Source organism: Paenibacillus sp. NPDC056933, from assembly GCF_042674385.1.
Classification (GTDB): Bacteria; Bacillota; Bacilli; order Paenibacillales; family Paenibacillaceae; genus Paenibacillus.
The window spans coordinates 767,303-788,969 of the sequence record NZ_JBHUQN010000002.1 but is presented as its reverse complement, the minus strand read 5'-3'; the positions used below and the strand labels follow the sequence as shown (position 1 = coordinate 788,969).

Annotated in this window: 15 protein-coding genes and 1 pseudogene; 15 read left to right on the top strand and 1 reads right to left on the bottom strand. The window is 39.7% G+C overall.

Annotation, left to right across the window (positions count from 1 at the left end; translation table 11 throughout):
* Positions 1-77: 77 nt before the first annotated feature.
* From ACFTRD_RS18500 to ACFTRD_RS18465, 8 genes are all read left to right on the top strand, one after another.
* Entirely contained in the window at positions 78-392 is a 315-nt protein-coding gene (locus ACFTRD_RS18500) for a DUF4279 domain-containing protein (protein WP_379382537.1), read from the top strand.
* A 727-nt stretch (positions 393-1,119) separates the two neighbouring features.
* A complete protein-coding gene (locus ACFTRD_RS18495; RefSeq protein ID WP_379382535.1) occupies positions 1,120-1,998 on the top strand; it encodes a prohibitin family protein in 879 nt (292 codons plus the stop codon).
* Positions 1,999-2,213: 215 nt separating this feature from the next.
* On the top strand, positions 2,214-2,966 hold the full coding sequence (yaaA, locus tag ACFTRD_RS18490) for a peroxide stress protein YaaA (protein WP_379382533.1): 753 nt from the start codon (positions 2,214-2,216) through the stop codon (positions 2,964-2,966).
* Between the two features lie 360 nt (positions 2,967-3,326).
* Complete coding sequence (locus tag ACFTRD_RS18485; RefSeq protein WP_379382531.1) at positions 3,327-6,623, top strand: RHS repeat domain-containing protein; 3,297 nt, start codon at positions 3,327-3,329, stop codon at positions 6,621-6,623.
* A gap of 31 nt (positions 6,624-6,654) precedes the next feature.
* Entirely contained in the window at positions 6,655-11,442 is a 4,788-nt protein-coding gene (locus ACFTRD_RS18480) for an RHS repeat-associated core domain-containing protein (protein WP_379382529.1), read from the top strand.
* A gap of 36 nt (positions 11,443-11,478) precedes the next feature.
* Complete coding sequence (locus ACFTRD_RS18475; RefSeq protein ID WP_379382527.1) at positions 11,479-12,240, top strand: hypothetical protein; 762 nt, start codon at positions 11,479-11,481, stop codon at positions 12,238-12,240.
* A gap of 281 nt (positions 12,241-12,521) precedes the next feature.
* A complete protein-coding gene (locus ACFTRD_RS18470; RefSeq protein ID WP_379382525.1) occupies positions 12,522-12,794 on the top strand; it encodes a DUF4279 domain-containing protein in 273 nt (90 codons plus the stop codon).
* A gap of 830 nt (positions 12,795-13,624) precedes the next feature.
* A complete protein-coding gene (locus tag ACFTRD_RS18465; protein ID WP_379382523.1) occupies positions 13,625-14,488 on the top strand; it encodes a prohibitin family protein in 864 nt (287 codons plus the stop codon).
* Between the two features lie 156 nt (positions 14,489-14,644).
* Here ACFTRD_RS18465 and ACFTRD_RS18460 read toward each other — a convergent pair whose 3' ends face one another.
* Positions 14,645-15,211, bottom strand: a complete 567-nt coding sequence (locus ACFTRD_RS18460) for a DUF4879 domain-containing protein (RefSeq protein WP_379382521.1) — start codon at positions 15,209-15,211, stop codon at positions 14,645-14,647.
* Positions 15,212-15,859: 648 nt separating this feature from the next.
* Between ACFTRD_RS18460 and ACFTRD_RS18455 the strand changes: the two genes are divergently transcribed.
* From ACFTRD_RS18455 to ACFTRD_RS18425, 7 genes and pseudogenes are all read left to right on the top strand, one after another.
* A complete protein-coding gene (locus tag ACFTRD_RS18455; RefSeq protein WP_379382519.1) occupies positions 15,860-17,080 on the top strand; it encodes a WXG100 family type VII secretion target in 1,221 nt (406 codons plus the stop codon).
* Between the two features lie 12 nt (positions 17,081-17,092).
* Positions 17,093-17,692 (top strand): pentapeptide repeat-containing protein, encoded by a 600-nt coding sequence (locus tag ACFTRD_RS18450; RefSeq protein ID WP_379382517.1) that lies wholly within the window; start codon positions 17,093-17,095, stop codon positions 17,690-17,692.
* 227 nt (positions 17,693-17,919) lie between these two features.
* Positions 17,920-18,405 carry a hypothetical protein gene (locus ACFTRD_RS18445; protein WP_379382515.1) on the top strand — a complete coding sequence of 162 codons (486 nt, stop codon included), beginning with the start codon at positions 17,920-17,922 and terminating at the stop codon, positions 18,403-18,405.
* A gap of 130 nt (positions 18,406-18,535) precedes the next feature.
* Entirely contained in the window at positions 18,536-18,952 is a 417-nt protein-coding gene (locus ACFTRD_RS18440) for a hypothetical protein (RefSeq protein WP_379382513.1), read from the top strand.
* A 65-nt stretch (positions 18,953-19,017) separates the two neighbouring features.
* Positions 19,018-19,271, top strand: a pseudogene (locus ACFTRD_RS18435) (hypothetical protein); the annotation flags it as partial.
* A gap of 85 nt (positions 19,272-19,356) precedes the next feature.
* Positions 19,357-19,824, top strand: coding sequence for a hypothetical protein (locus tag ACFTRD_RS18430; RefSeq protein WP_379382511.1), 468 nt, complete (start codon positions 19,357-19,359; stop codon positions 19,822-19,824).
* 130 nt (positions 19,825-19,954) lie between these two features.
* The gene (locus ACFTRD_RS18425; RefSeq protein WP_379382509.1) at positions 19,955-21,553 is read left to right on the top strand and encodes a protein kinase domain-containing protein; all 1,599 of its coding nucleotides are present in this window, start codon (positions 19,955-19,957) and stop codon (positions 21,551-21,553) included.
* Positions 21,554-21,667: the final 114 nt, after the last annotated feature.

Here is a 21,667-nt window from a genome sequence, read left to right as displayed (position 1 = left end):
AGAACGGTACATGATCACGATTGTTACGTCGAAGAAGGAAATCTGGTGACGACCAGTTCACATAAAGAGTAGGTCATGTGGTAAGGCTAGCCACCCACTCCCTAATTTCTATAATACAAGCGGCAAATCCGTCAAAAGTTTTGCCCGTGGGGGAACATATGAAAAGAGATTTGTATCGAAAAGAAACCTGTTGGTTCTTGGAGACGGACTATCAGGAATCTTTTGATATTAATCAGCAATTGAACCACATACTCAATCTTTTGGAGCCGCATATTGAAAAGCTGAAAACCTTGAGAATGAAGCATAATTTGATTTTTCTGTTTAGCTTCTCGATTAGGATTATGGATAATGAGACCCCTGCGATTACTATCGAGCAAAAGCCTATGACTTGAACGCAGAGTTTGATTTTGATTTGTATATTCTATAGCAATAGGAATAAGTTTCTTGTGAAAATACATACGTATAAAAAAGTGTCATATTATATCATTTGTATACACCTACAGAGAAGAGCAATGGGTACAACTTACTCCTGATCCATAATTACCAGATGAATTGATGATCACATTCTTGATAGGAATAACCGGGTACTGGACGTCCCTCACCCACCATTTACTTGTACTTTTCCTAATAGTGGTTCGATCTTCGGGTGCTCACAAGCCTCCTCAAAAGCCGGATCGCTTATCCCTTTTCGATGTAGAAATTCTAGGGATACAAGAAGCGGCGCTGGATATCCTTGAAACCGAATAGGAATTTACAAAGTATATATAAAGGAGGATATAATTAGTTGGTTATAAATTTGAATGAACGGAGAAGTAACATTTAAACAGATGTAGATGGGGCCACAGCATTTTGCAAAGTAGAATTGGGCCACGAGGGTTTAGCATGGGATGCGATTAAGCGTAGATGAAATTAAATTAACTATGCGGATTCCTTCGTGCAGATGAGGTGTGTGCTTGGTTACATCCATAGAGGGGAGGACGAATATGCCATTTATTGGGGGAATCATTTTAATCTTGATCCTAGCATTTATTCTATGGGCATTAATGATCCCGCTATTCAATAAAATAGGTAGTAGAATTCTGAAGAAATACAATAAATTCAAACAAGAGGAGAATGGTGATGAAAAATTCAAAGACGTTTAGAGTAGGGGCGATTACGGTTGCCTTGGTTATTATCGTGGGAGTATTACTGGTGACCTTCTTTGTCACTCGAATTCCTAATGGATATGTTGGGGTCGTATATTCACCCAATGGAGGGGTAAAAGATAGTACATTGAGTCAAGGGTGGAAACTGGTTGGAGCGTTTGATAAAGTAACCAAATATCCGATCCGAATTCAAACGGTTGAATACAAGGATATTCAGATTGCGACTTCTGACGGGAAAAACATCACAATTGATTTTGCTTATAACTACCAAGTGGAGCCAAGTAAAGTATCTTCTATTTTCAATACATTTGGGCCAATTAGCATTCAAGAAATTGAGGATACATATCTCAAAACACGTTTCCGTGACGCAGCTCGTAAAGGTATTTCCAAGTTTACAGTTATTGATGTGTATGGTGAAAAGTCATCCGATGCAGGAGTGGACGTGCAACAACGTTTTTCTGATGACGTTAAAGAGTTAGGCTTTATTGTATCCAACGTTACCGTGGGTGTTCCTCAACCTGATGCCAAGACTCAGGAAGCAATCGATAAGCGTGTTGAAGCTTCTCAAGAACTGGAACGTAAAACGACTGAACTTGAGATCGCGAAGAAAGAAGCAGAACGCAAGCACGTGGAAGCGCAAGGTAATGCAGACAAACTATTGATCGAAGCAGAAGGTCAAGCTAAAGCCAACAAAGAGCTTCAACAATCCTTATCGAGTCAACTCGTTGAATATGAAACCATCAAGAAATGGGATGGAGCCCTTCCATATGTAAGTGGGTCCAACACGCCAATGATTCAATTGCCGACTACCAAAACAGAGCAAAATAGCGGCACGGGGAGCGTAACTCCCTAATTAGCGCTTGAAAATGCACTTCATACTTTCTCATGCAATTGAATTTATTGAATCTAATGAACAAGCCAGTCCAATTGTGGGCTGACTTGTTCATTTTTGAGTCTTTTTAAAGATACCGCAGGAGAAACCGTGAGCTCCACCATTGGATTCACTTAGCCAATCCTGTACAATGGATAACGACAATAACAACGGTAGATTAAGGATGGATTAGCACGATGAGAATTATCATATCACCCGCTAAAAAGATGAAGATCGATACCGATCTTATGGCTATCGCGGAGATGCCGCAATTTATAAATGAGTCAGAACAGCTATTGAGTTTGCTTCAAAAGTTATCCTATGACGAGCTCAAAGCGATGTGGAAGTGTAACGATGCAATCGCCGAACAGAACGTGGAGCGGATTCGGAATATGAATATAAAAGCAAATCTTACGCCAGCCATCTATGCCTATGAGGGCATTCAGTATCAATATATGGCTCCGGGTGTTTTTCAAGATGAGGAACTGGCGTATCTTCAGCAGCATTTACGTATTTTATCCGGCTTTTATGGCATGTTAAGGCCTTTGGATGGGGTTACCCCTTATCGGTTGGAGATGCAGGGCAAGCTGCAAGGTCCAGGTTTTAAGTCACTCTATCAATTCTGGGGCAGCAAGCTGGCAGATCAGCTTCAAGCGGACAGCAACTGTATTCTGAATCTGGCTTCCAAAGAGTATAGCAAAAATATCACTCCTTTTCTGAGTGAGGAAACCCGGTTCATTACTTGTGTATTCGGACAAATGGTCAATGGGAAGCTTGTTGAAAAGGCAACCTGGGCTAAAATGGCCAGAGGTGAGATGGTACGTTATATGGCAGAGCATAAGATTACAGATGTGAAGGACGTAAGAAACTTTGATCGGTTGAATTTCGCTTTTTCAGAAGAACGATCCGACGAGAGAACGTTTGTTTTCATACAAGCAGAGGGAAAGTAGCCAGGTGTCCGCTGATCATGTACTAGAAAGATACCTATTTGATTCACTTAAAGTCGCCAACTGGCGGCTTTTTTATTTTTCATATAATAACTCTAAGTCCTAATCTAGTTAGGAAAGATTAACTCAATTGAAAAAGCATTTGAACTGCATCGAACCTTTATTCTGTTTCGTGTTAGGACAATTACAGGTTATATTTTAAATTGTTATCTGAAATATAAAAGGAAAAAAGTCCCTTAATTTAGGGACTAATTTACTATGTCCTAAAATAAGGAAAATGACGATAATGATTTATTAGGCTCCATTTATACATCTGTTGAGGGAGGAAATGGAGAAAAAACATAAAGGAGGAATATAAATTCCATGAGTTTAAGAAAAGGTTTTATTGTTTTTCTGATGGCTTTGTTGTTGATTGGAACCATCTATCCGACTAGCGGTTATGCGCTTTCGAATCAATCGGATGCCATAATAACAACTGAAAGTAGCACGGAGAAAGTTGATGTTCCTATGGAGGAATCAGCTTTAACAGACAACGAATATCTGGAAGATATTGATTCGGATTTCTATGAAGAACCGGAAGGTGTAGACGAATTTATCGAAGAACCGGAAGATGAACCGACGGTTACTGATGATACATACGGTGAGAACTCTTTCTCTGCTCAAGCAATGGCCATGGCAGACGGAACTTTGACCATGAGTCCTGGAGATTCCTATATGTTCACGAATAACGGAAGTGCGACAAGATCGTTAAGTACGAATGCGGCGACCTCAAGAAGTAGTGCGTACGATTACGTTATTTATAGACCAGATGGCAGCATCATGGGCGAGAACATGGACTCTACTAGTGGTTTATCAGTAGGTTCAGGTTATACAGCAGTGATCACCTCGACGGGTCAGAATCCGTTTACAGTGACAATTCGTTCAGAATTTTCCTACAGTGTATCAGCTAACCCTGCCATGCTTAGGGTTACGTTATCCAAAGGAGAGAGCTATCGATACTTTAATGAAGGGACACAGTCAAGAGTTTTAAGTGCCGATACTTCCACGGCTCAGGACAGGAAAATAGACTACGCTTCTTACAAAGAAGATGGTAGTCTAGTAGCTTCCAATTTTGAAACGACGGGGAAACCTTCACTTGCAGGAGGGAACGAAATTATTATTACTGGAGCGGGCTCGCAGCCTGTTAGTGTTGGTTTTCCCTATGAAGTTTATACCGGTGAATGGAGCGATGAGCCAGCCTATACGCGTACAACGCTATATCAGGGGGATAGCTACCAGTTCACTAATATCAGTTCCAAATCCGATGCACTCCAAACGGATGGAACGACCAAAGATAAGCATGATTACGTTGTTTATCTTCCGGATGGAACGGAAAGTTCTACAGGGACGAATACGACCACTAAACCTACTGTAGCAGCAGGAAGAACCGCTGTTGTAACTTTGGTTACAGCAACGCCTGTAACATATGGTGTGCCCTATCGGACATTTGATGTCCAAAAAGCCGGTGGTGATGCGATTACTCGAATCACTGTATATCCTGGAGAATCTATGATTTTCAGTAATAATGGTTCGTTGGCCAATCCGATAAAAAACAATGCAAGCAGTACCAATGGAGCCGTTTTTGACTATGTTCTTTATACAGCAGAAAACGTCGTTCATTCGGATGGATTCAACAAAAATACTAATCCGATCATTCGCTCACAGGGTTACGCAGTCGTAACCGTAGTTGGGCAAGTCCCAATTGAGTTTAGTTATACGGATGATTTCTCGGTTGAAGAAAGTATGGAGCCGGCATACCATCGCGTAACACTCAAACAGGGAGAAAGCGTGACATTTTGGAATAACAGTACCGCTCGGGAATATCTCGACAGTGATGCGTCCACCAGTCAAGGGCGGATATTTGATTACGTCACCTATTATCCGGATGGCACAGAACGGAGTACAAGAAAAGCAACAGCAGTTGAACCAGTTGTTTACTATGGAAATAAAGCAGTAATCACAGGCGTATCTGCGGAGCCTGTAACCATAGGTGCGATTTACACCATTTTTGATGTAGAGGATCGACCAAATGAAGCACTAACTAAGATTACGGTATCACCGGGGCAATCGGTAAAATTCCATAATGGAGGCTCACTCAGCAACCCAATACGGAGTAACGCCAAAAAATTAGGTGCACTGTTTGATATTGTGGTGTATAAGGCAGACGGCAGAGCACATAGTGACAAATTCAATAGCAATGTAAGTCTCGCTACCATTCCTTCTGGTGGTGAAGCCGTCGTTACCGTAGGGGGAAGTACACCTGTAACATTTGAATACACGGATGATTTCTCTGTAGTGGATAGCCAGGAACCAGCTTATCTGCGCGTAACGTTGAACAAAGGCGAGAGCTATGCCTTTACCAACATAAGCTCAGATGCGAAAAGGGTCCGAAATGATGCTTCCAGCAGTGAGGGGCGGGTGTATGATTACACGATTTACAACGTAGATGGAACAGTGTCAAGCAGTAGAACAGCAACAGCGATTGAGGCGTATGTCTTGGGTGGTAAAAAAGTTGTTGTTACCAACATCTCAGATCAACCCATAACGTATGGTGGGATTTACCGCGTTTTCCGTGGACAAGATGATCAAGTCCCTTCACCAGAATCGGAAATCACTGTTAACCAAGGGCAGAGCGCAGTATTTACAAATCCGGGTTCGGAACCTGCTCAAATTGAACGAATCGCAGGAGTAGCATCCGTTGTGGATTATACAGTCTACGATAAATCTAATAAAGCATTGTATTTCGTGGAAGGTATGAGTCATGCAACATGGGATATTCCAGCAGGTGCAACGCTTGTTGTTACCGTAGTATCTACGGAACCTGTAACGATTCAATATCATTCTCCTGTGACAGCCAGCTCAAGTCAGGAGCCTGCACTTATCAAGCGGAATTTGACGCCAAATAACACGCTCTTGTTCTCGAATACCTCACCTTATGAGGCTATACTCGTTGGTTCTCCTTCTGAAGGAGGAACCTATGATTACGTTATTCGGAATCAGAATCAAGTGGTTATTAAGGAAGGAAAGAACGCTACAGGAGGACAATTTGTACCTGGAAAGTCTGACATTCAGGTACATAACGTGTCAGCTCAAACGCTGAAATTTGTAGGTGCTTATCGGCACTTTACGGTCAAGGAAGTGGAAGTGGAGTTTCTGACTTTGTATGAAAACACAGAGACGGCGCTTCCGACAGTTCAGCAAGGGAATGTGTACTACCGTTTTAGTCCGTATAGCTCTGACAAGTATCGGATTGCCATAAAGGAATCAGGTGATTTTTCCATTGAACCTCGGATCGAATTGTATTCAGATAAGGAATTGAGCATTCCGGTAGCTGCTTCAATAGAGCAAGAACAGGTATATGGTGAGCTATATACCGTTCTTGAATGGGAGCTTGAAGGTGGACAGAATTATTATCTCAAGCTAAGTGAAAAAGAAGGAAAACCGATTCAGGGAGCCATAAAAGCAGCATGGATGAACATTCGTAATGACAATAGCTATGAGTACGGCTATGGCAATCAATTGCTTAAAGTCGTTCTATTTACAGGAGATCAAATTGTGTTTGAGTATGATCGCAACGGTAATTTAACGAAACGAACGAAAAAGATTTTCCCATTTAATTAATGATTGTCTAAATTGAGGTTGAGGTGATGGAGTGTTTAAGAAAATAACGATTATTTGGTTATGCGTCATATTGGTTCTTAGTGGGTTCGGTTCTTTTGGATATGGAGGACAAACAGCAGCGGCGGCAGAAGGTAGGGATTCCCTCCCTTCCGCTACTTACATTACTGTCCATAGTTTAAAAGAGCAATTTGGTATCAAGGAAGATTGGATTGAGAAAAAACTAGATCAAGGTTACTCGCTGTACCAATTGTATAAAGCTTTACAGACAGATCGCACAGGCGGCGAGGCTGCTGAAAAATGGCTAGAAGCACAAGAAATAAGCGAACCGATTCAAATGGAGGGGCTACGCCCTTCCGGTTCATCACAGCAAAACAACTTTTCGATTAATGCTCTTGGAGAGGATACTCCAGGTACGGGAACGACCGTGGATGAAACTGGACTTAACCATGTCGATATCCGAGATGACCCATCGCTTTATATGACGTCTTATGGAGCGGAATCCATCTCTACTGCTACAGGGGAAATGATGATTCAGAGTACTGACCTTTCTCTACCTGGACTCATTCCGTTTGATCTGACACGCGTCTATGACAGCGCTAGAGCCACTGGGCAACTTGGCGTTGAATATGACAAAACGACACAAACGTATTCCAATATGGTTACGCCACGCAAGGAAGAACTCTCTGCTGGATTGGGGCAAGGCTGGCGTTGGGACATTCCTTTCATGGAAAAGCGTGACGATCATCAGTATATTCTGATTCCAGGCGTGGGCAATTACCGCTTAAACGCGAACCTGGAACTGGAAGGTTACATATGGAATGACTTAACCGTTAAGCGAGATGCGACCGTGACTGTTAATGGCGTATCTAGCAGTTATCGTCTATCCATCCGAAACGGCTACGATTATCTATTTAATGAAGCCGGAGAACTGTTGCAAATTACAGATGGCTACCAGAATAACGTGAATTTTCACTATACAACATTAAATGGAAACCAAGCCATTGCAAGAATTGAAAACAGCGAAGGTCAGGCGCTGACATTTGCTTATGACAACCTGAAGGTTACTGTACAGCTTGCCGGAACGGATCGGAAAGCAACATACACGCAACGCGAGGACGAAGGCATTCGTATTTTGCGAGAATACACGGATGCTCTCGATCGGACAACGACGTATACGTATTATTATCCGGAATCCAAATTCAACTTTTTACCTGAGTTGCAAAGCAACCAAAATGCTCAAGGTGTGATGCATACAGCGTTGCTATCGCGTATTACAAGCCCTTCATCAGCTATAACGGATTATGCATATATTCCGGAGTTAAAACAGATTGGCGAAGCTTCCTCCCATTTCGTATTCAAAGTAAGAGAGCGCAAGAGCCAGTTTAGTACAACGGAAGGCGAAGGCGTTCTGGACAAGATTAACTTTGAATATTCTGGAGAAGACCTGGAAGCATACGGTCAACCCGCATCATGGACAACAAAAGTGAAAGCAGAGAACACTGTAGATACTTGGACGTTCTCCAAAACGTTTAGCGCTGCAGCGCATCCAGATTTGGTTCGCGCAGATAAGCACACGTTAACTGGAGATGACGTGACTTATTCCACGGAGTTGCAGTACGATAACCAGACGAAGCGAAACCTTCCGACTCAAATGACGGAGTGGGTAAGCGAGAATGGCCGTTCGGGCGAGAAGCTAACCACGACCATGACCTACGATGCCAACGGCATGGTGACGTCCGAAAAACAAAGTACAGGACAGGAATCTACCTATGCGTACGAAACTGGCAAAGCTCCGTATAACTGGATTAAGCCAGTGCGGTCTACCACGAAAATTAACAGCTCGTTAGAGCGATATACCGAGACGACATACAACAATCAAGGTGACGCATTACGTACTACCACCAAAAATGGATACGGTGGTCAGTTGCTCACTGAATCGGAAGTGAAGCTGGATGATAAAGGAAGAGTCATCAGCACTACGGATAAAGGCGGCTATTTAGCTAAAGACAGCGTAGCTACGTTGAGTTATCAGGCTAATGCAGGGCATTTGGTGAAATCCAAGTCCATGACCGTGAATGATGCTGCCGGTAAAGCAGAAGCCCTCGTGGAATCGTATGAATATACGAATGCTGGTGAATTGGAAAAGACAACCGATGCATCCGGGGAACAGGAATCGTATCAGTATGATAAGGAAGGGCGACTTCTGCAAATCGTGCATGCTGATGGTACGAAATCAACTACGGCGTACGATGATGTTAAGAACATCATTACAAATACATCACCAGATGGCATTGTCACGACCGAGCGGTATAATCCGCTAGGCCTTTTGGTAGAAGAGCAGACGGCTGAGGCTACGTACAAATACGCCTATGACCGCGAAGGTAATGTAACGGCTGTTGAGGATGCCGAAGGCAATGTGACGAGAGCTGTAGTCGACGCGTTTGGACAAACGATAGAGACAAAGTATCCAGACGGGACCATTGGAACAACCAATATTGATGCTGTGGGTCAAACAGTGACCTATAAGGACGCTGCTGACAATCAAACACGGGAGAAGAAGGATTTACTTGGTCGAGTGACGGCGGTGGAAGAATATCGGAATGGTGCATATGTTCCGTTACAACAAACCGAGTATGATATCGATGGTAACGTAATTGCATCTATCGATGGTAACGGTCAACAAACGACCTATACGTATGATGCGCTTGGACAAATCGCGACGGTAACCACACCGAAGCAAGAGACAAGTCGGTACTTCTATAGCTATCAGGGCCAAGTGACACAGATCGTATCACCGAATACGCAAACAGTCACAAAACAGTATGATGAATTGGGAAGACTCATTAAACAGACGCATCCGAGTCCAGCCGGGTATGCGACAACGTTATATTACGATAAGAAAAGTAATCTGATTAAAAAACAGGATCGACTTGGGAAAGTAACAGAGTATACGTATAACAGTGACAACATGCTCACAGGTATGAAAGCACCGGATACGAATGTATCCTATACGTACGACGAGATTGGCCGCAGAACATCGATGACCGATGATCATGGAAAGACCACGTACAGTTATCAAGCAGCAGATGGGATGTTGAACGGACTGGCGTTCCCGGATGGGACACGACTTGATTTTGAAAACAATACCCAGCAACGTCTAGGGTATACCTTAACGGATGCCAAAGGACAATCCTTGCGCATTCACGGCGAAGTAGATGCCATGAATCGGGTAACCTCCATGGATATTACCTCGGGTTCAGGAGGGGCCTCTGCACTCGCAGCATCGGGAACGACGCCTGTGGATCGTATGACATTCAGTTATGCGTCCAATAGCTTGCTGGAGAAATTGTCGTTTGGCAAGGGCCTCAGCACAAGCTACCAGTTCAGCGGCTATGACCTGTCGGGAATCACGATCTCTCAAGGGACATCTGCGGTGCAACAGTTCGCCTATGAATATGATGGTAATAAAAACATCACGTCCCGTACACAGAATGGGGAAACTGATCAATACACATACGATGAATTGAGCCGGATTCAGACCGAAACGGGTACGCAAAAAGAAACGTATACTTATGACCCGAATGGTAACCGGTACAGTACCGGAAGTGGTAAGGTATACGGCCTAAAGGATGCACAGTATACGTATGACAGCCAGAATCGTCTGATTAAAGCAACGGGTGAAGGCAAAACGGTAACCTACAGCTATAATGGAGATGGACTGTTGTATGAACGTACGGAAGGTGACCAAACGATTCGTTATTACTACGATGAAGAAGCCAAACTTATGGCTGAGGGCACTGTAACGTCTGGAAAAGCAGAGCTGACATATGCCTATATCTATGATCTGTATGGGCAATTATGGGCTCGCCAGGACAAGCAAACAGGTAAACTGGAATACTACCAGTTGAATGGTCATGGCGATGTCGTTGGCCTCGTGGACGATGCAGGCAAAGTGCTGAACAGTTACACTTATGATATCTGGGGTGGACCGTTAACAACAGAGGAAACCGTACCTAATATGCTTCGCTATGCCGGAGAATATTGGGATGATACGGTAGGACTGCAATATTTGCGAGCGCGTTGGTATGATCCAGGCATGGCACGTTTCATTGGTGAGGATACGTACGAAGGGGAACTAAATGATCCGCTCAGTTTGAATTTGTACTCCTATGTAAGTAATAATCCTCTAAAATATGTAGATCCGAGTGGGCATGCGCCAATCGTAGGTGATAGTCCATATAATACTGTTCCGCCAAATACTGCTAATGGATATACAGTATATGTAACAAAAAAACAGTTAACTCAACTGGGATTTCAAAATATAACAAATAACATGGTGAAAGACTTAAATGTTACGTTAGGGACTTTTGATATAACAACTAAAGAGAGGATTAGTCATTTCCTATCACAGGTTATGCAAGAATCCGAATTGGGAAGATGGACTACTGAACTGGGTGGCAAAAAATATTTTTCTAAATATGAGCCTGGAACCAAATTAGGTAAACAACTTGGTAATACTAAAAAGGGAGATGGTTATAAATTTAGAGGCGCAGGATATATACAAATGACAGGTAGATATAACTACCAACGTTTTGCGGACGCTATGGGGGACCAAAAAATAATGAAAATAGGTGCTGAATACGTTGCTGAAAATTATGCATGGCGAGCAGCAGGATTTTGGTGGGATGATAACAAGTTGAATAAACTAGTAGATTCAGGTGCTTCAGTTACCCAAGTGACTAAGCGAGTTAACGGTGGAACGAATCATCTTGCTAATAGAAAAAAATATTATACACTTGTTAAGAAAACTCTACGCTAGTGAGAGACTTATTACTTGAACTGGAGATGAAACGACATGAAACATTGGCTATTGGTTATAATATCAGTTTTACTATTAATCTCCTGTAATACGAAAGCTGAGGTGCACTCGGAACAAGCAAAAGGTAGTAATGAAATGAGTATAAAAAAAAGTTACAAAATTGAAAGTAGTAATTACTCTAAGAATAATATTAACATTATATATCCAAAGGTAGTTAATATTACAAATGATGACAAAATAAATGCGCTGATTAAAGAGGAAGCGACAAGAATAATTAATTCCTATTCACTGGAGAAAGATAGTCTTGATATAAATTATCAGATTATGCTTAAAAGTAACGATTTAATAAGTATTAAATACTTCGGGTCAGCATTTACTGAAGGAGCAGCCTATCCTTTAAATGTTTTTTACACATCGAATATTGATATTAATAAAGGATCGAGAGTTAAATTAATTGATTTAATTGAGGTTAATGAAGCATTCGTGGAAGAATTTAAACAAGGAGATTACAAAAGGTATAATGAGGATTTGAATTTGTTAGATAATGGAGTAATAACAGAAATCTTGAGTGGATATAATAGTATAGATTTAATAAGTTATTTTAAATACTCAGATGAAGTAGGACAAGTAAATGATTCAGGTACATTTAGTTATATCACTCAAGATGCCATTGGAGTAAGTATTTCAGTTCCGCATGCGCTAGGTGATCATTTAGAAATGGAAATTAGTTTTTCGAATTTAATAGATAACATTAATAAGGGAAATAAAGTTTTATTAGGGATCATGGCAGAAAAATAGAAAGTAAGAAATGAGTTTGTCTACTTGGGAGGAGGATGTTAGGGAAAAGTAAGCTTTCTTCTAAAGTCGATATTATGAACTTCCCTTTTTCCCAATAGATAACCTTAAATAGTAGACTTGAGAAACCTTAGGTCGGTACTCAACCGATCTGAGGTTTTTCTTATTGAGAAATGAGATTATCAGATATAATTGTGTTAGTATACACTATATATTACTTTTAAAAGACATTAATTTTATGATTTTAAATTAATTTCAGTATATGAATAAGTTGGGAAATTTTAATGGTCAAAACGAATATCAAGGCTGAATTTATCATTACAGTAGATCGTTTCGAACCGAAGTTAATTACAGAACAGATTGGAATCAAACGATCAGTAACCTATATAAAAGGAGAGAAAATTGATGAGAGAGATTTGTATCGAAAAGAAACCTGTTGGTTCTTGGAGATGGACTATCAGGAATCTTTCGATATCAATCAGCAATTGAACCAGATCCTCATTCTTCTGTGGCCACATTTTGAAAAGTTGAAAACCTTGAGAATAAAGCATGATTAGAATTTTCCGTTTAGCTTCTCGATCAGGATTATTAATAATGAGACCCCTGCGATTACTATCGAGCAAAAGGCAATTGGTATAGCCTATGACTTGAACGCAGAATTTGATTTTGATTTTGATTTGTAAATTTTATAACAATAGGTAAAAGTCTTCTTTTCAAATACATACGTATAAAAAAGGTGTCATATTATGTGAGTTGTATCCCTTGCAGAAAAGAGCAATGGGTACAACTTACTTCTGATTCATAATTCCCAGATAGATTGTTGTTGATCACTTTCTTGATAGGAATAACTGGGTACTCGACGTACCTCGCTCACCGTTTTTTAGCTACTTTTCCTAATAATAGTTCTATTTTCAGGTGCTGACAAGCTCCCTCAAAAGTCGAATCGCATATTCCTTCCCGATCTAGAAATTCTAGGGCTAAGAGATGAGACGCTAGAGATCTTTGACACCGAATACTAATTTACAAAGTATATATATAAGAGGATATAATTGGTTGGTTATAAATTTGGGTGAACGGAGATTAACATTTAAACAGATGTAGATGAAGCCACAGCATTTTGTGAAGTAGAATTTGGCCATGAGGGTTTAGCATGGGATATGATTAAGCGTAGATAAAACTAAATTAGCTATGCGGATTTATTCGTGCAGATGAGGTGTGTACTCGGTTACATCCAAAGAGGGGATGACGAATATGCCATTTATTGGGGGAATCATTCTAATCATTATCCTAGCTTTTATTCTATGGGCATTAATGATCCCGCTATTCAATAAAATAGGTAGTAGAATTCTGAAGAAATACAATAAATTCAAACAGGAGGAGAATGTTGATGAAAAATTCAAAGACGTTTAGAACAGGGGCGATCACGGTTGCATTGGTTATTATCGTGGGAGTATTACTGGTGACCTTCTTTGTCACACGAATTCCTAACGGATATGTTGGGGTCGTATATTCACCCAATGGAGGGGTAAAAGATAGCACACTGAGTCAAGGGTGGAAACTGGTTGGAGCGTTCGATAAAGTAACCAAATATCCGATCCGAATTCAAACGGTGGAATACAGAGATATTCAAATTGCTACATCTGACGGAAAAAACATCACAATCGATTTTGCCTACAACTACCAAGTAGAACCAAGTAAAGTATCTTCTATATTCAATACATTTGGGCCAATTAGCATTCAAGAAATTGAGGATACATATCTCAAAACACGTTTCCGTGACGCAGCTCGTAAAGGTATTTCCAAGTTTACAGTCATTGATGTGTATGGTGAAAAGTCATCTGAAGCAGGCGTGGACGTGCAACAACGTTTTTCGGATGACGTTAAAGAGTTAGGCTTTATCGTATCCAACGTTACCGTAGGTGTTCCTCAACCTGACGCCAAGACTCAGGAAGCAATCGATAAACGTGTCGAAGCTTCTCAGGAACTGGAACGTAAAACGACTGAACTTGAGATCGCTAAGAAAGAAGCAGAGCGCAAGCGCGTGGAAGCACAAGGTAATGCAGATAAACTATTGATCGAAGCAGAAGGTCAAGCTAAAGCCAATAAAGAGCTTCAACAATCCTTATCGAGCCAACTCGTTGAATATGAAACCATCAAGAAATGGGATGGAGCCCTTCCATATGTAAGTGGGTCAAATACGCCAATGATTCAATTGCCGGCTTCGACTACAAAAACAGAGCAAGAGAAATAGTGAACTTTCGAATGATAATGAACAAGCCAGTCCATTAGTGGGCTGACTTGTTTATTTTTGATTACTTTAGTCTAAAATTCGGATTCAAAGTAGTACAAGCGTGGCTAAGTTAACATGATAGAACCAAGATAGCCAATTCAGATTACATCCTTCCTGTTAACGAACATTAATCCAAGCGGTCCACTGTGTTGGAATGTTAATGGAATAGACCGTTCCTACAAATTGCCCGCCTGTTGTATTAGGGGATTCATAAACCCAAGAATGGGCAAAAGCATCTATGACACGATCACCGTCCAGATCAATAGCTTCAGACCAGTTGTTTGTCATAGTATTGCCGGCGAGTTTGCCGTAGTGACTGCTGTCATAACCGATCTGGAACGTAATACACTGAATCCAAGCCCCACCGTGATCATTGGTCGTGGAGAGCGGGTTGTTATTGAAGCCGTAAATTTCTTGACCACCATTAGGAGATACAACACCGTATACATTAATGTGAGATACCTTCGGAGCAGGCGCAAACAGAACTGGGCCACCCGCATTATCAGCCTTCTGCGATTCAAATTCAGCCTTAGCCGCTTTCACAGCTTCACGGAATTCTTTGGAATTAATAATTTCTTCCTTTGTCAACGGTTTGGCTTGAGTCACGTCACCATCTGCATAGGCAGCTACATTAAACGAAAGCACTAGAACAAGAATAAGAGCTAAACTAAACCATTTTCTCATAGCAATAAATTCCACCTTTCTTGTTATGGGTATTCTTTTACAAAACATGCGATTACGACAAATAGACCTGCTTGCAGATTAAAGCCTCTTGCCCTCCTCTCTTATGAAAATGGTTCTTCCCCTTGTTTCTTTACTGAAAAAGAAATAAAGGAGGTAGAACTCTACAGGCTAGAAGACTCTATGAAGTAGGAATGTATATGTAAAATGAATGCCTGCCAATGAATTAGGTGTTGCAGACAAAATGGAAAACTCGCTTGTACGTATTAATATCTTAGCTAGTAGTAGTTCCTAATACCGGTTGAAAATGAGATCTTAAAATAAATATTAAAATTTGTAATATATTCCATTTATATAAACATATAGTACTCCTGAATATCATCATAAGTCAAGTTGTTTTCATTAATGTCATGAATTGTTAAATTATGCCGATCGTCGCAGTAAAATGCCACAGTATCCTGCAGTCGTCAAATCGAAGGACAACCCTCAGGAACATGTATACCTACAAAGAGATCCTATGGGGCTGAAGGATGGATATAAATCATTCTGAGCGTGGATTCATGAAGTGAAATCAGGAGGTTAGGCGGATGTATTGTACTAGTACTTCTGCTAACATAGGTTAATCATATATCAGATGAGCGGTGAAAACGGATGAGTACAATTAAGGTGACTCCTGAGCAACTACATCATGTATCCAATCAGGTGGATCAGGCCAGACAACAGTTGGAGCATATTCGCAGTGAACTGACGAGACAGATCATGTTCGTTCAGATGATGTGGATGGGGGCGACACAGGAGCGATTCTACTATGAGTTTGAACAGTCGCGTCCTATATTGGATAAAGCACTGGAGAGTATGGTGGGCATCTCCAAGGAACTCAAGGAGATCGCTACGCGATTTGAGAATGTCGATGCTGAAAAGGTTAGTCTTGGAAGTGCTGTTGGCGCTGTGGGTGCGGGAGCAATGATGAAGACCTTGGGAAATGATGCGGGTACGGAGGATAAAGGCTACCGGATGGCGCAAGTCAATGTGTATGGGAAGCTGATGTGGATGCCTGTGAACGAGAATGGTGTTACGGATCAGGCTGCGCTCCAGGCATATAAGAAGGATCAGGGGCATTTGGATATTAATCGGATGCAAGCTACGGATGCTGAAGCGCCCGGGGAAGATATTTATGCGATGCAGATCAAAGCCTTTGAAAATGGAATTCATCCCTTCACAGGTGAGCCTGTATCCGATAAGTATGCTCAGATCATGTTGACTTCTCTAAAGTTCAGCCAGCTATTTATGGCATTTCAGATGGTTCGCGGGAGTATGCCGGGTGGCAAAGGGCCGTTTCGCGTACCTTCTTCTCATCCAGCTGTGGCGAAGATTAAAAAGAATTTGGAATCGGCTGAGGCAAGGAAAGCAAGTAATATTAAAGGGATGGGTAAAGATACATACACTGGAGGCAGGAATCACAAAGAGTTGGATGATTTGGCTCGAGATCCTTCTGGTGGTGGGAAAATAGAACCCAAAAATATAAATGAAAGAGATATTGGATTACAATTAGAAGCAAGAGGTGATTTAGGGAGAATAATACGTGATTCACAAGCAGATAAGGGCGCAGAGTTCATTGATACCACTACGGGCATAAAGTGGGACGTGAAGAGTTTTGAATCATATCCAAGTGGTAGGAACGGAATACCTATAACCAATCCTAAAAAGGGTGCTTTTACTATTCAAAATGGTATGCAAAAAATACATGAAGAATTTGCTAAGGGGCATGACGTAATTATTGATACGAAAAAAATGGTGCCAGAGCATATTGAACAACTGAAGAAAGCAATTGATAAAGAAGGAATAGCAGATAGAATATTATGGTTCCCCTAAAGGAGTGGAAAAATGGAAGAAAAAGATATTATTAATATGTTTGCTTTGCATAAAAAGTGGGTTGAGACAATTGGTGATGAAGGTGAGCAGTTAAAGTTAGATGAAGTTGATTTAAGAGTTTTTGACTTATCTGATGTATTACTTGAACAATCCTATTTAATAGATTGCACTTTTGATGATCTCAAACTGGAAAATATTGATTTTCATTCATCATTATTAGCCTCATCAACTTTTATCAATACATGTTTAGATAAATGTGATTTTTATAAATCAGATCTCAGGTATACGGATTTTTCCAACTGCATCATTAAAAATAGTAGATTTAGTAAAGGTGATTGTTGGGAAGCAGCATTTAATAACGCATGTTTAGTTGATTGTAATCTGATTAATGTATCTTTCCATTTAACTGATTTTAGAAATGCAAGACTAGAAAATATAGATATAAGTGTATCGACATTTAAAGATACGTTGTTAAACGGAGTAACACTAAAGGGTATTAAAGGGATAGAAGAGGCTTTTTTTCAGAGTATAAATATTGGCACACCGGAAAAACCATTGCTGTTAGAAAAAGAAGAAGCTAGGAGATGGTTTTTAGAAAAATGTGAATCTTAAATATTTATTTCATTACATTAAACAGGTTGATCTTAGTTAGGTACCACGATGATTGACCTGTTTGTCATATCTTCGTTTTCCGGCCATGTTGTAGATAACAAAGAAGGGGGATGCTGCAATACAACATTACAGTGAGAACAAATCTACTAACTTCTCTGAGAATACAATTGTATGGCGTGTGAACCTTGAGGATTTGCAAAAAAATTGAGGAAGGAGATTACAATCTCATGGGCACTTCAGCTGTTATTTTAACGCAGAAAGATAAATATTCTCCAGAACAACTCCTTGCTGATACGATTGTTGCAGCTTTTCATTCGGAATCTGCTCTTTATTTCTATAACAACAAAACGTATACAAATGAAGGAGAATTTTTATATACAACGCTTAATATTAACCGTAAGTCATTTTCAGATGACAATGAAGCCTCATTGATTTTCCATATTCACAGCATAAGTAGTCCGAGTAATGAATTTTATTATCACGAAGATTTAGGTTTAGATCCTATCGAACCCCTATGCCAGGTCGGGCATATTGAAGATATCTATGGTAACCAAGAGTTAATACTTCATTTTATTTATGAATATCTCAAACTGAAGCCTTATGATTATTTCTGGATAGCAGACAACGATTGGGTGTATAGCTTGGATGACATACAAAAACTTAAATCCGTACCATATGATCCGGATTGGTGTTATCGAAATCTTAGAGACTGACTCCCGTATGATAATATGTTATCCTATCATTTGCTAGAAATATAAGCGTCCATTGGTGAACAGGAAGTGTGTTTTATCAGGAGGCCTCTCGAGGGAAAGATTGAGTTTAATAAGAGTAAGGATGATGGCCTTGACTTTACAAAAAACAGTGGAAACACTGCATCAGTGGATTGACCAGAATTGGTCGACATTAGATCAGATAGAATTAAAAACAACGAGAGAGACGGTAGACTCTTTATACAATAAATTGATATCTGAAATAGATCATACGGACAACTCGGATCATTTATTGGAAGCAATCAATTACGAACTTACTCATTTCTTTCTGTCCATTCCTTGTGTAATGAAGATGTATCAAAGATTGATTTGGTTAAATCCATCCAACCGTTCCTACTATGAAAGGTTTACAGATTACCTTTTACAATATGGTCCCGATTGGGAGGAAGAGGCGAATGCTTTAATTGAACTTTATATGAAAGAAGATTTTCAAAATGCTTGCGATTTTTCACAAAAGATTGAGCAAGTTAAAGATTTTGAGAATAAGTAATCCATGTCCAGGTATCATCTCAAATGGTGGCCCTATAAAAGACTTTAACAATGGTTCGAATAGGAGATGGTGGCTATGAAATGATGAAACACCTTGTGTTATCTAAGAGAATGTTGGCGGTAAAAAACTATGGTTAGAAGATGTTGTTGGGGTTTTAGGAGGGCTTTTTCCGAAAGCTCCAATATGGATTAATGTATCTTTTATAAAAATTGAAGGAGATACCGCTATCTTCAAGCTGAAAACCAGTTTGCATTTTAGAAAACCGACTTTATTAAGAAATGCTGAAACAGGTCATGATCCCTTTAAAGCCATTGTATAGACGGAGATTCTTTCAAATAAGAAGATGATTTGATTGGTAATATCCGGGACGAAATAATGAAATCCTACTTATAGGAGATATGAACATGATTAAATATAGGTGCACTATTGAATATAAAGAGGATTTCAACGAAGTTATCCTGGACTTAGGCATTGATTCATCTTTAAAGAACGGTTATCTAATTACTAATTCTTTGGGATCAGATATTTTAGGAGATTTCGCCACGATTCAGGAAGAGGTTGGAAACCTAATTGAATTACTGAAAGGAAAAATAAAGCTATACGAAGGTGGAGGGAACGTCAATTTAATAAGATCAGACAAGTCTTTTACAACTTTTGAAGATATCTTTGCTGAAGAAGATGAAGAAAACAGAACATGTGAAATTGAGACGGTAGAATATGTAAAGATCTTATTGTTATGGGCAAAAGAGAATTTCAAATATAAAAGCCAGCGAGGTGTTATTATGAAAGAAGAAGCGGAAGGAGCATTAGACTGGATCAAAAAAATCCATATCGAGATATGTGAGATTGAGAGACAACAAGTTGAATGGTAGATCTAATTATGTAAAAAGAACATGAATCTTGAATGTGCAAAGACACTAAGGACATTAAATCAATGATAAAGCAGAATTTCACGGAACGAAATGGATATAACAGTCGTTCTATAGGAATGGAGTTTAATAAATGAATAATTCACTTTTAGATGCTGCGGAGCGATTGAAAATAGGTTTGCTTGCCAAAGCTACAGATGGAGAGTATCCCGATCCGGACTATAAAGAAGATTTAAGAATTCTATCAACTGATAATGAATTAAATATGATGTTACCAGCTTTTATTCGATTGAATCGCTCTAGCTCAGATTTTAGAAGAGCTATGCAAACTAAATTTAAAGGCTACGCGGAACGTAGAAACTTTATTGATCAAGAATTAGAACCAATCTTTAAATACTTAGAAAAATATCCGAGTGACAAATTTGAAATTAATATTGATGCTTATGAATTAGGTGAACAGCTTGGTAATGGAGGATTTGGAGTAGTATATAAATACCACCACAAATTGTTAGACGTTGATTTTGCTATTAAAATATTCGAACCCGTATTTGTTTCTAACGATGACCATATAGAAGGTGAAAGACGTTTTTTTAGAGAAGCAAAGATGTTATTTCAATTAAACAGTGATTATATTGTTCGAGTGTACGACATAGGTCGCATAGATGGAAAACCATTTATTCGAATGGAGCTAGTGGAAGGGGATACATTACTTGATTTCATATCGCAGAATGGTTCAGTTTCTTTTACACGATCTATAAAACCTATTACTGCAATATTAAAGGGGTTGAATTATGCTCACAAAATGGGCGTAATTCACCGAGACTTAAAGCCCAGCAATATTATGGTCACAAAGGATGGCAAGTTCAAAATTATAGATTTTGGTATCAGTGCCTTCTTAGAGAATGACAATCATACAAAACTAACAAAAACTGGAGAACGTGTAGCCGGTGGAGCTTATACCGATCCTGCGTTGATAAATGATCCTAAATTACGTGATATAAGAAGCGATTTATATTCTTTAGGTGCAATTTGGTATTATCTATTAGTGGGAAGATCTCCTGTTGGAGGAGATGCACGGAGAGTTTTATTACAGTCTGGTAACGCCACAGAACTTCAAAGTGATATCATCTTTAAATGTTTGACTAGTGATCCTATTGATCGTTATCAATCATGTGAAGATATATTAGCCATGTTATATCCGAAGGAAATCGTATCCAGTTTACCTTCTGCTATTACAATGCCTAACAGAATTACAGAGATAACAAGAGAAGCGGTTTTTGATTACTTAACTGAACGTTATTATGATGATTGCAATACTTACATATTTTCACAATCAGGTGTATATCAGGAGCCAGAACGTGTTTTTCACTATTATGGTAAAAGAAATTGTGTTACATTTCTCAATCGGTTATATGACTTGGAGAATATGCCAAGTAGAGATTCTCGTTTAAAAACATTCAAAGAGGAAATACAACGACACACTGTGGCAAATGAAGACTATCAGTATGATTGGGTTTTTCACGATGAGAGCTTGGGATTAGTAGCTGGTAACGATGTAGTATTGCTTAAGTTTCTATGTGAAATGTTTCATCCATTAGTACGTTCAGAGAAAAGTGATTGGCAAAGTGTCAAAGAGAGTATCAATGAGCTAATAAAAATAGATGGATACGAAATATACGAAAGCGAAAAAATATCTGGTCGCTCTGTTTTCTCTTATCAATATTGTATTTGAAGAGAATGTTTCTCTCGGAAATGGAGGTAAGGTCAAATATGGGAATCTCACAATCTTCACCTCGGAGTTTGATTTTTTTTCCAGTATATTATCTACAAAACAAAAGCCGTGATT

Bases quoted from the DNA above. Each gene is read 5' to 3' on its own strand.
- ACFTRD_RS18485 (WP_379382531.1), top strand. From the start codon at position 3,327: ATGAGTTTAAGAAAAGGTTTTATTGTTTTTCTGATGGCTTTGTTGTTG.
- ACFTRD_RS18445 (WP_379382515.1), top strand. From the start codon at position 17,920: ATGGGCACTTCAGCTGTTATTTTAACGCAGAAAGATAAATATTCTCCA.
- ACFTRD_RS18465 (WP_379382523.1), top strand. From the start codon at position 13,625: ATGAAAAATTCAAAGACGTTTAGAACAGGGGCGATCACGGTTGCATTG.
- ACFTRD_RS18470 (WP_379382525.1), top strand. From the start codon at position 12,522: ATGGTCAAAACGAATATCAAGGCTGAATTTATCATTACAGTAGATCGT.
- ACFTRD_RS18450 (WP_379382517.1), top strand. From the start codon at position 17,093: ATGGAAGAAAAAGATATTATTAATATGTTTGCTTTGCATAAAAAGTGG.
- ACFTRD_RS18475 (WP_379382527.1), top strand. From the start codon at position 11,479: ATGAAACATTGGCTATTGGTTATAATATCAGTTTTACTATTAATCTCC.
- ACFTRD_RS18460 (WP_379382521.1), bottom strand. From the start codon at position 15,211: ATGAGAAAATGGTTTAGTTTAGCTCTTATTCTTGTTCTAGTGCTTTCG.
- ACFTRD_RS18430 (WP_379382511.1), top strand. From the start codon at position 19,357: ATGATTAAATATAGGTGCACTATTGAATATAAAGAGGATTTCAACGAA.
- ACFTRD_RS18425 (WP_379382509.1), top strand. From the start codon at position 19,955: ATGAATAATTCACTTTTAGATGCTGCGGAGCGATTGAAAATAGGTTTG.
- yaaA (WP_379382533.1), top strand. From the start codon at position 2,214: ATGAGAATTATCATATCACCCGCTAAAAAGATGAAGATCGATACCGAT.
- ACFTRD_RS18455 (WP_379382519.1), top strand. From the start codon at position 15,860: ATGAGTACAATTAAGGTGACTCCTGAGCAACTACATCATGTATCCAAT.
- ACFTRD_RS18495 (WP_379382535.1), top strand. From the start codon at position 1,120: ATGAAAAATTCAAAGACGTTTAGAGTAGGGGCGATTACGGTTGCCTTG.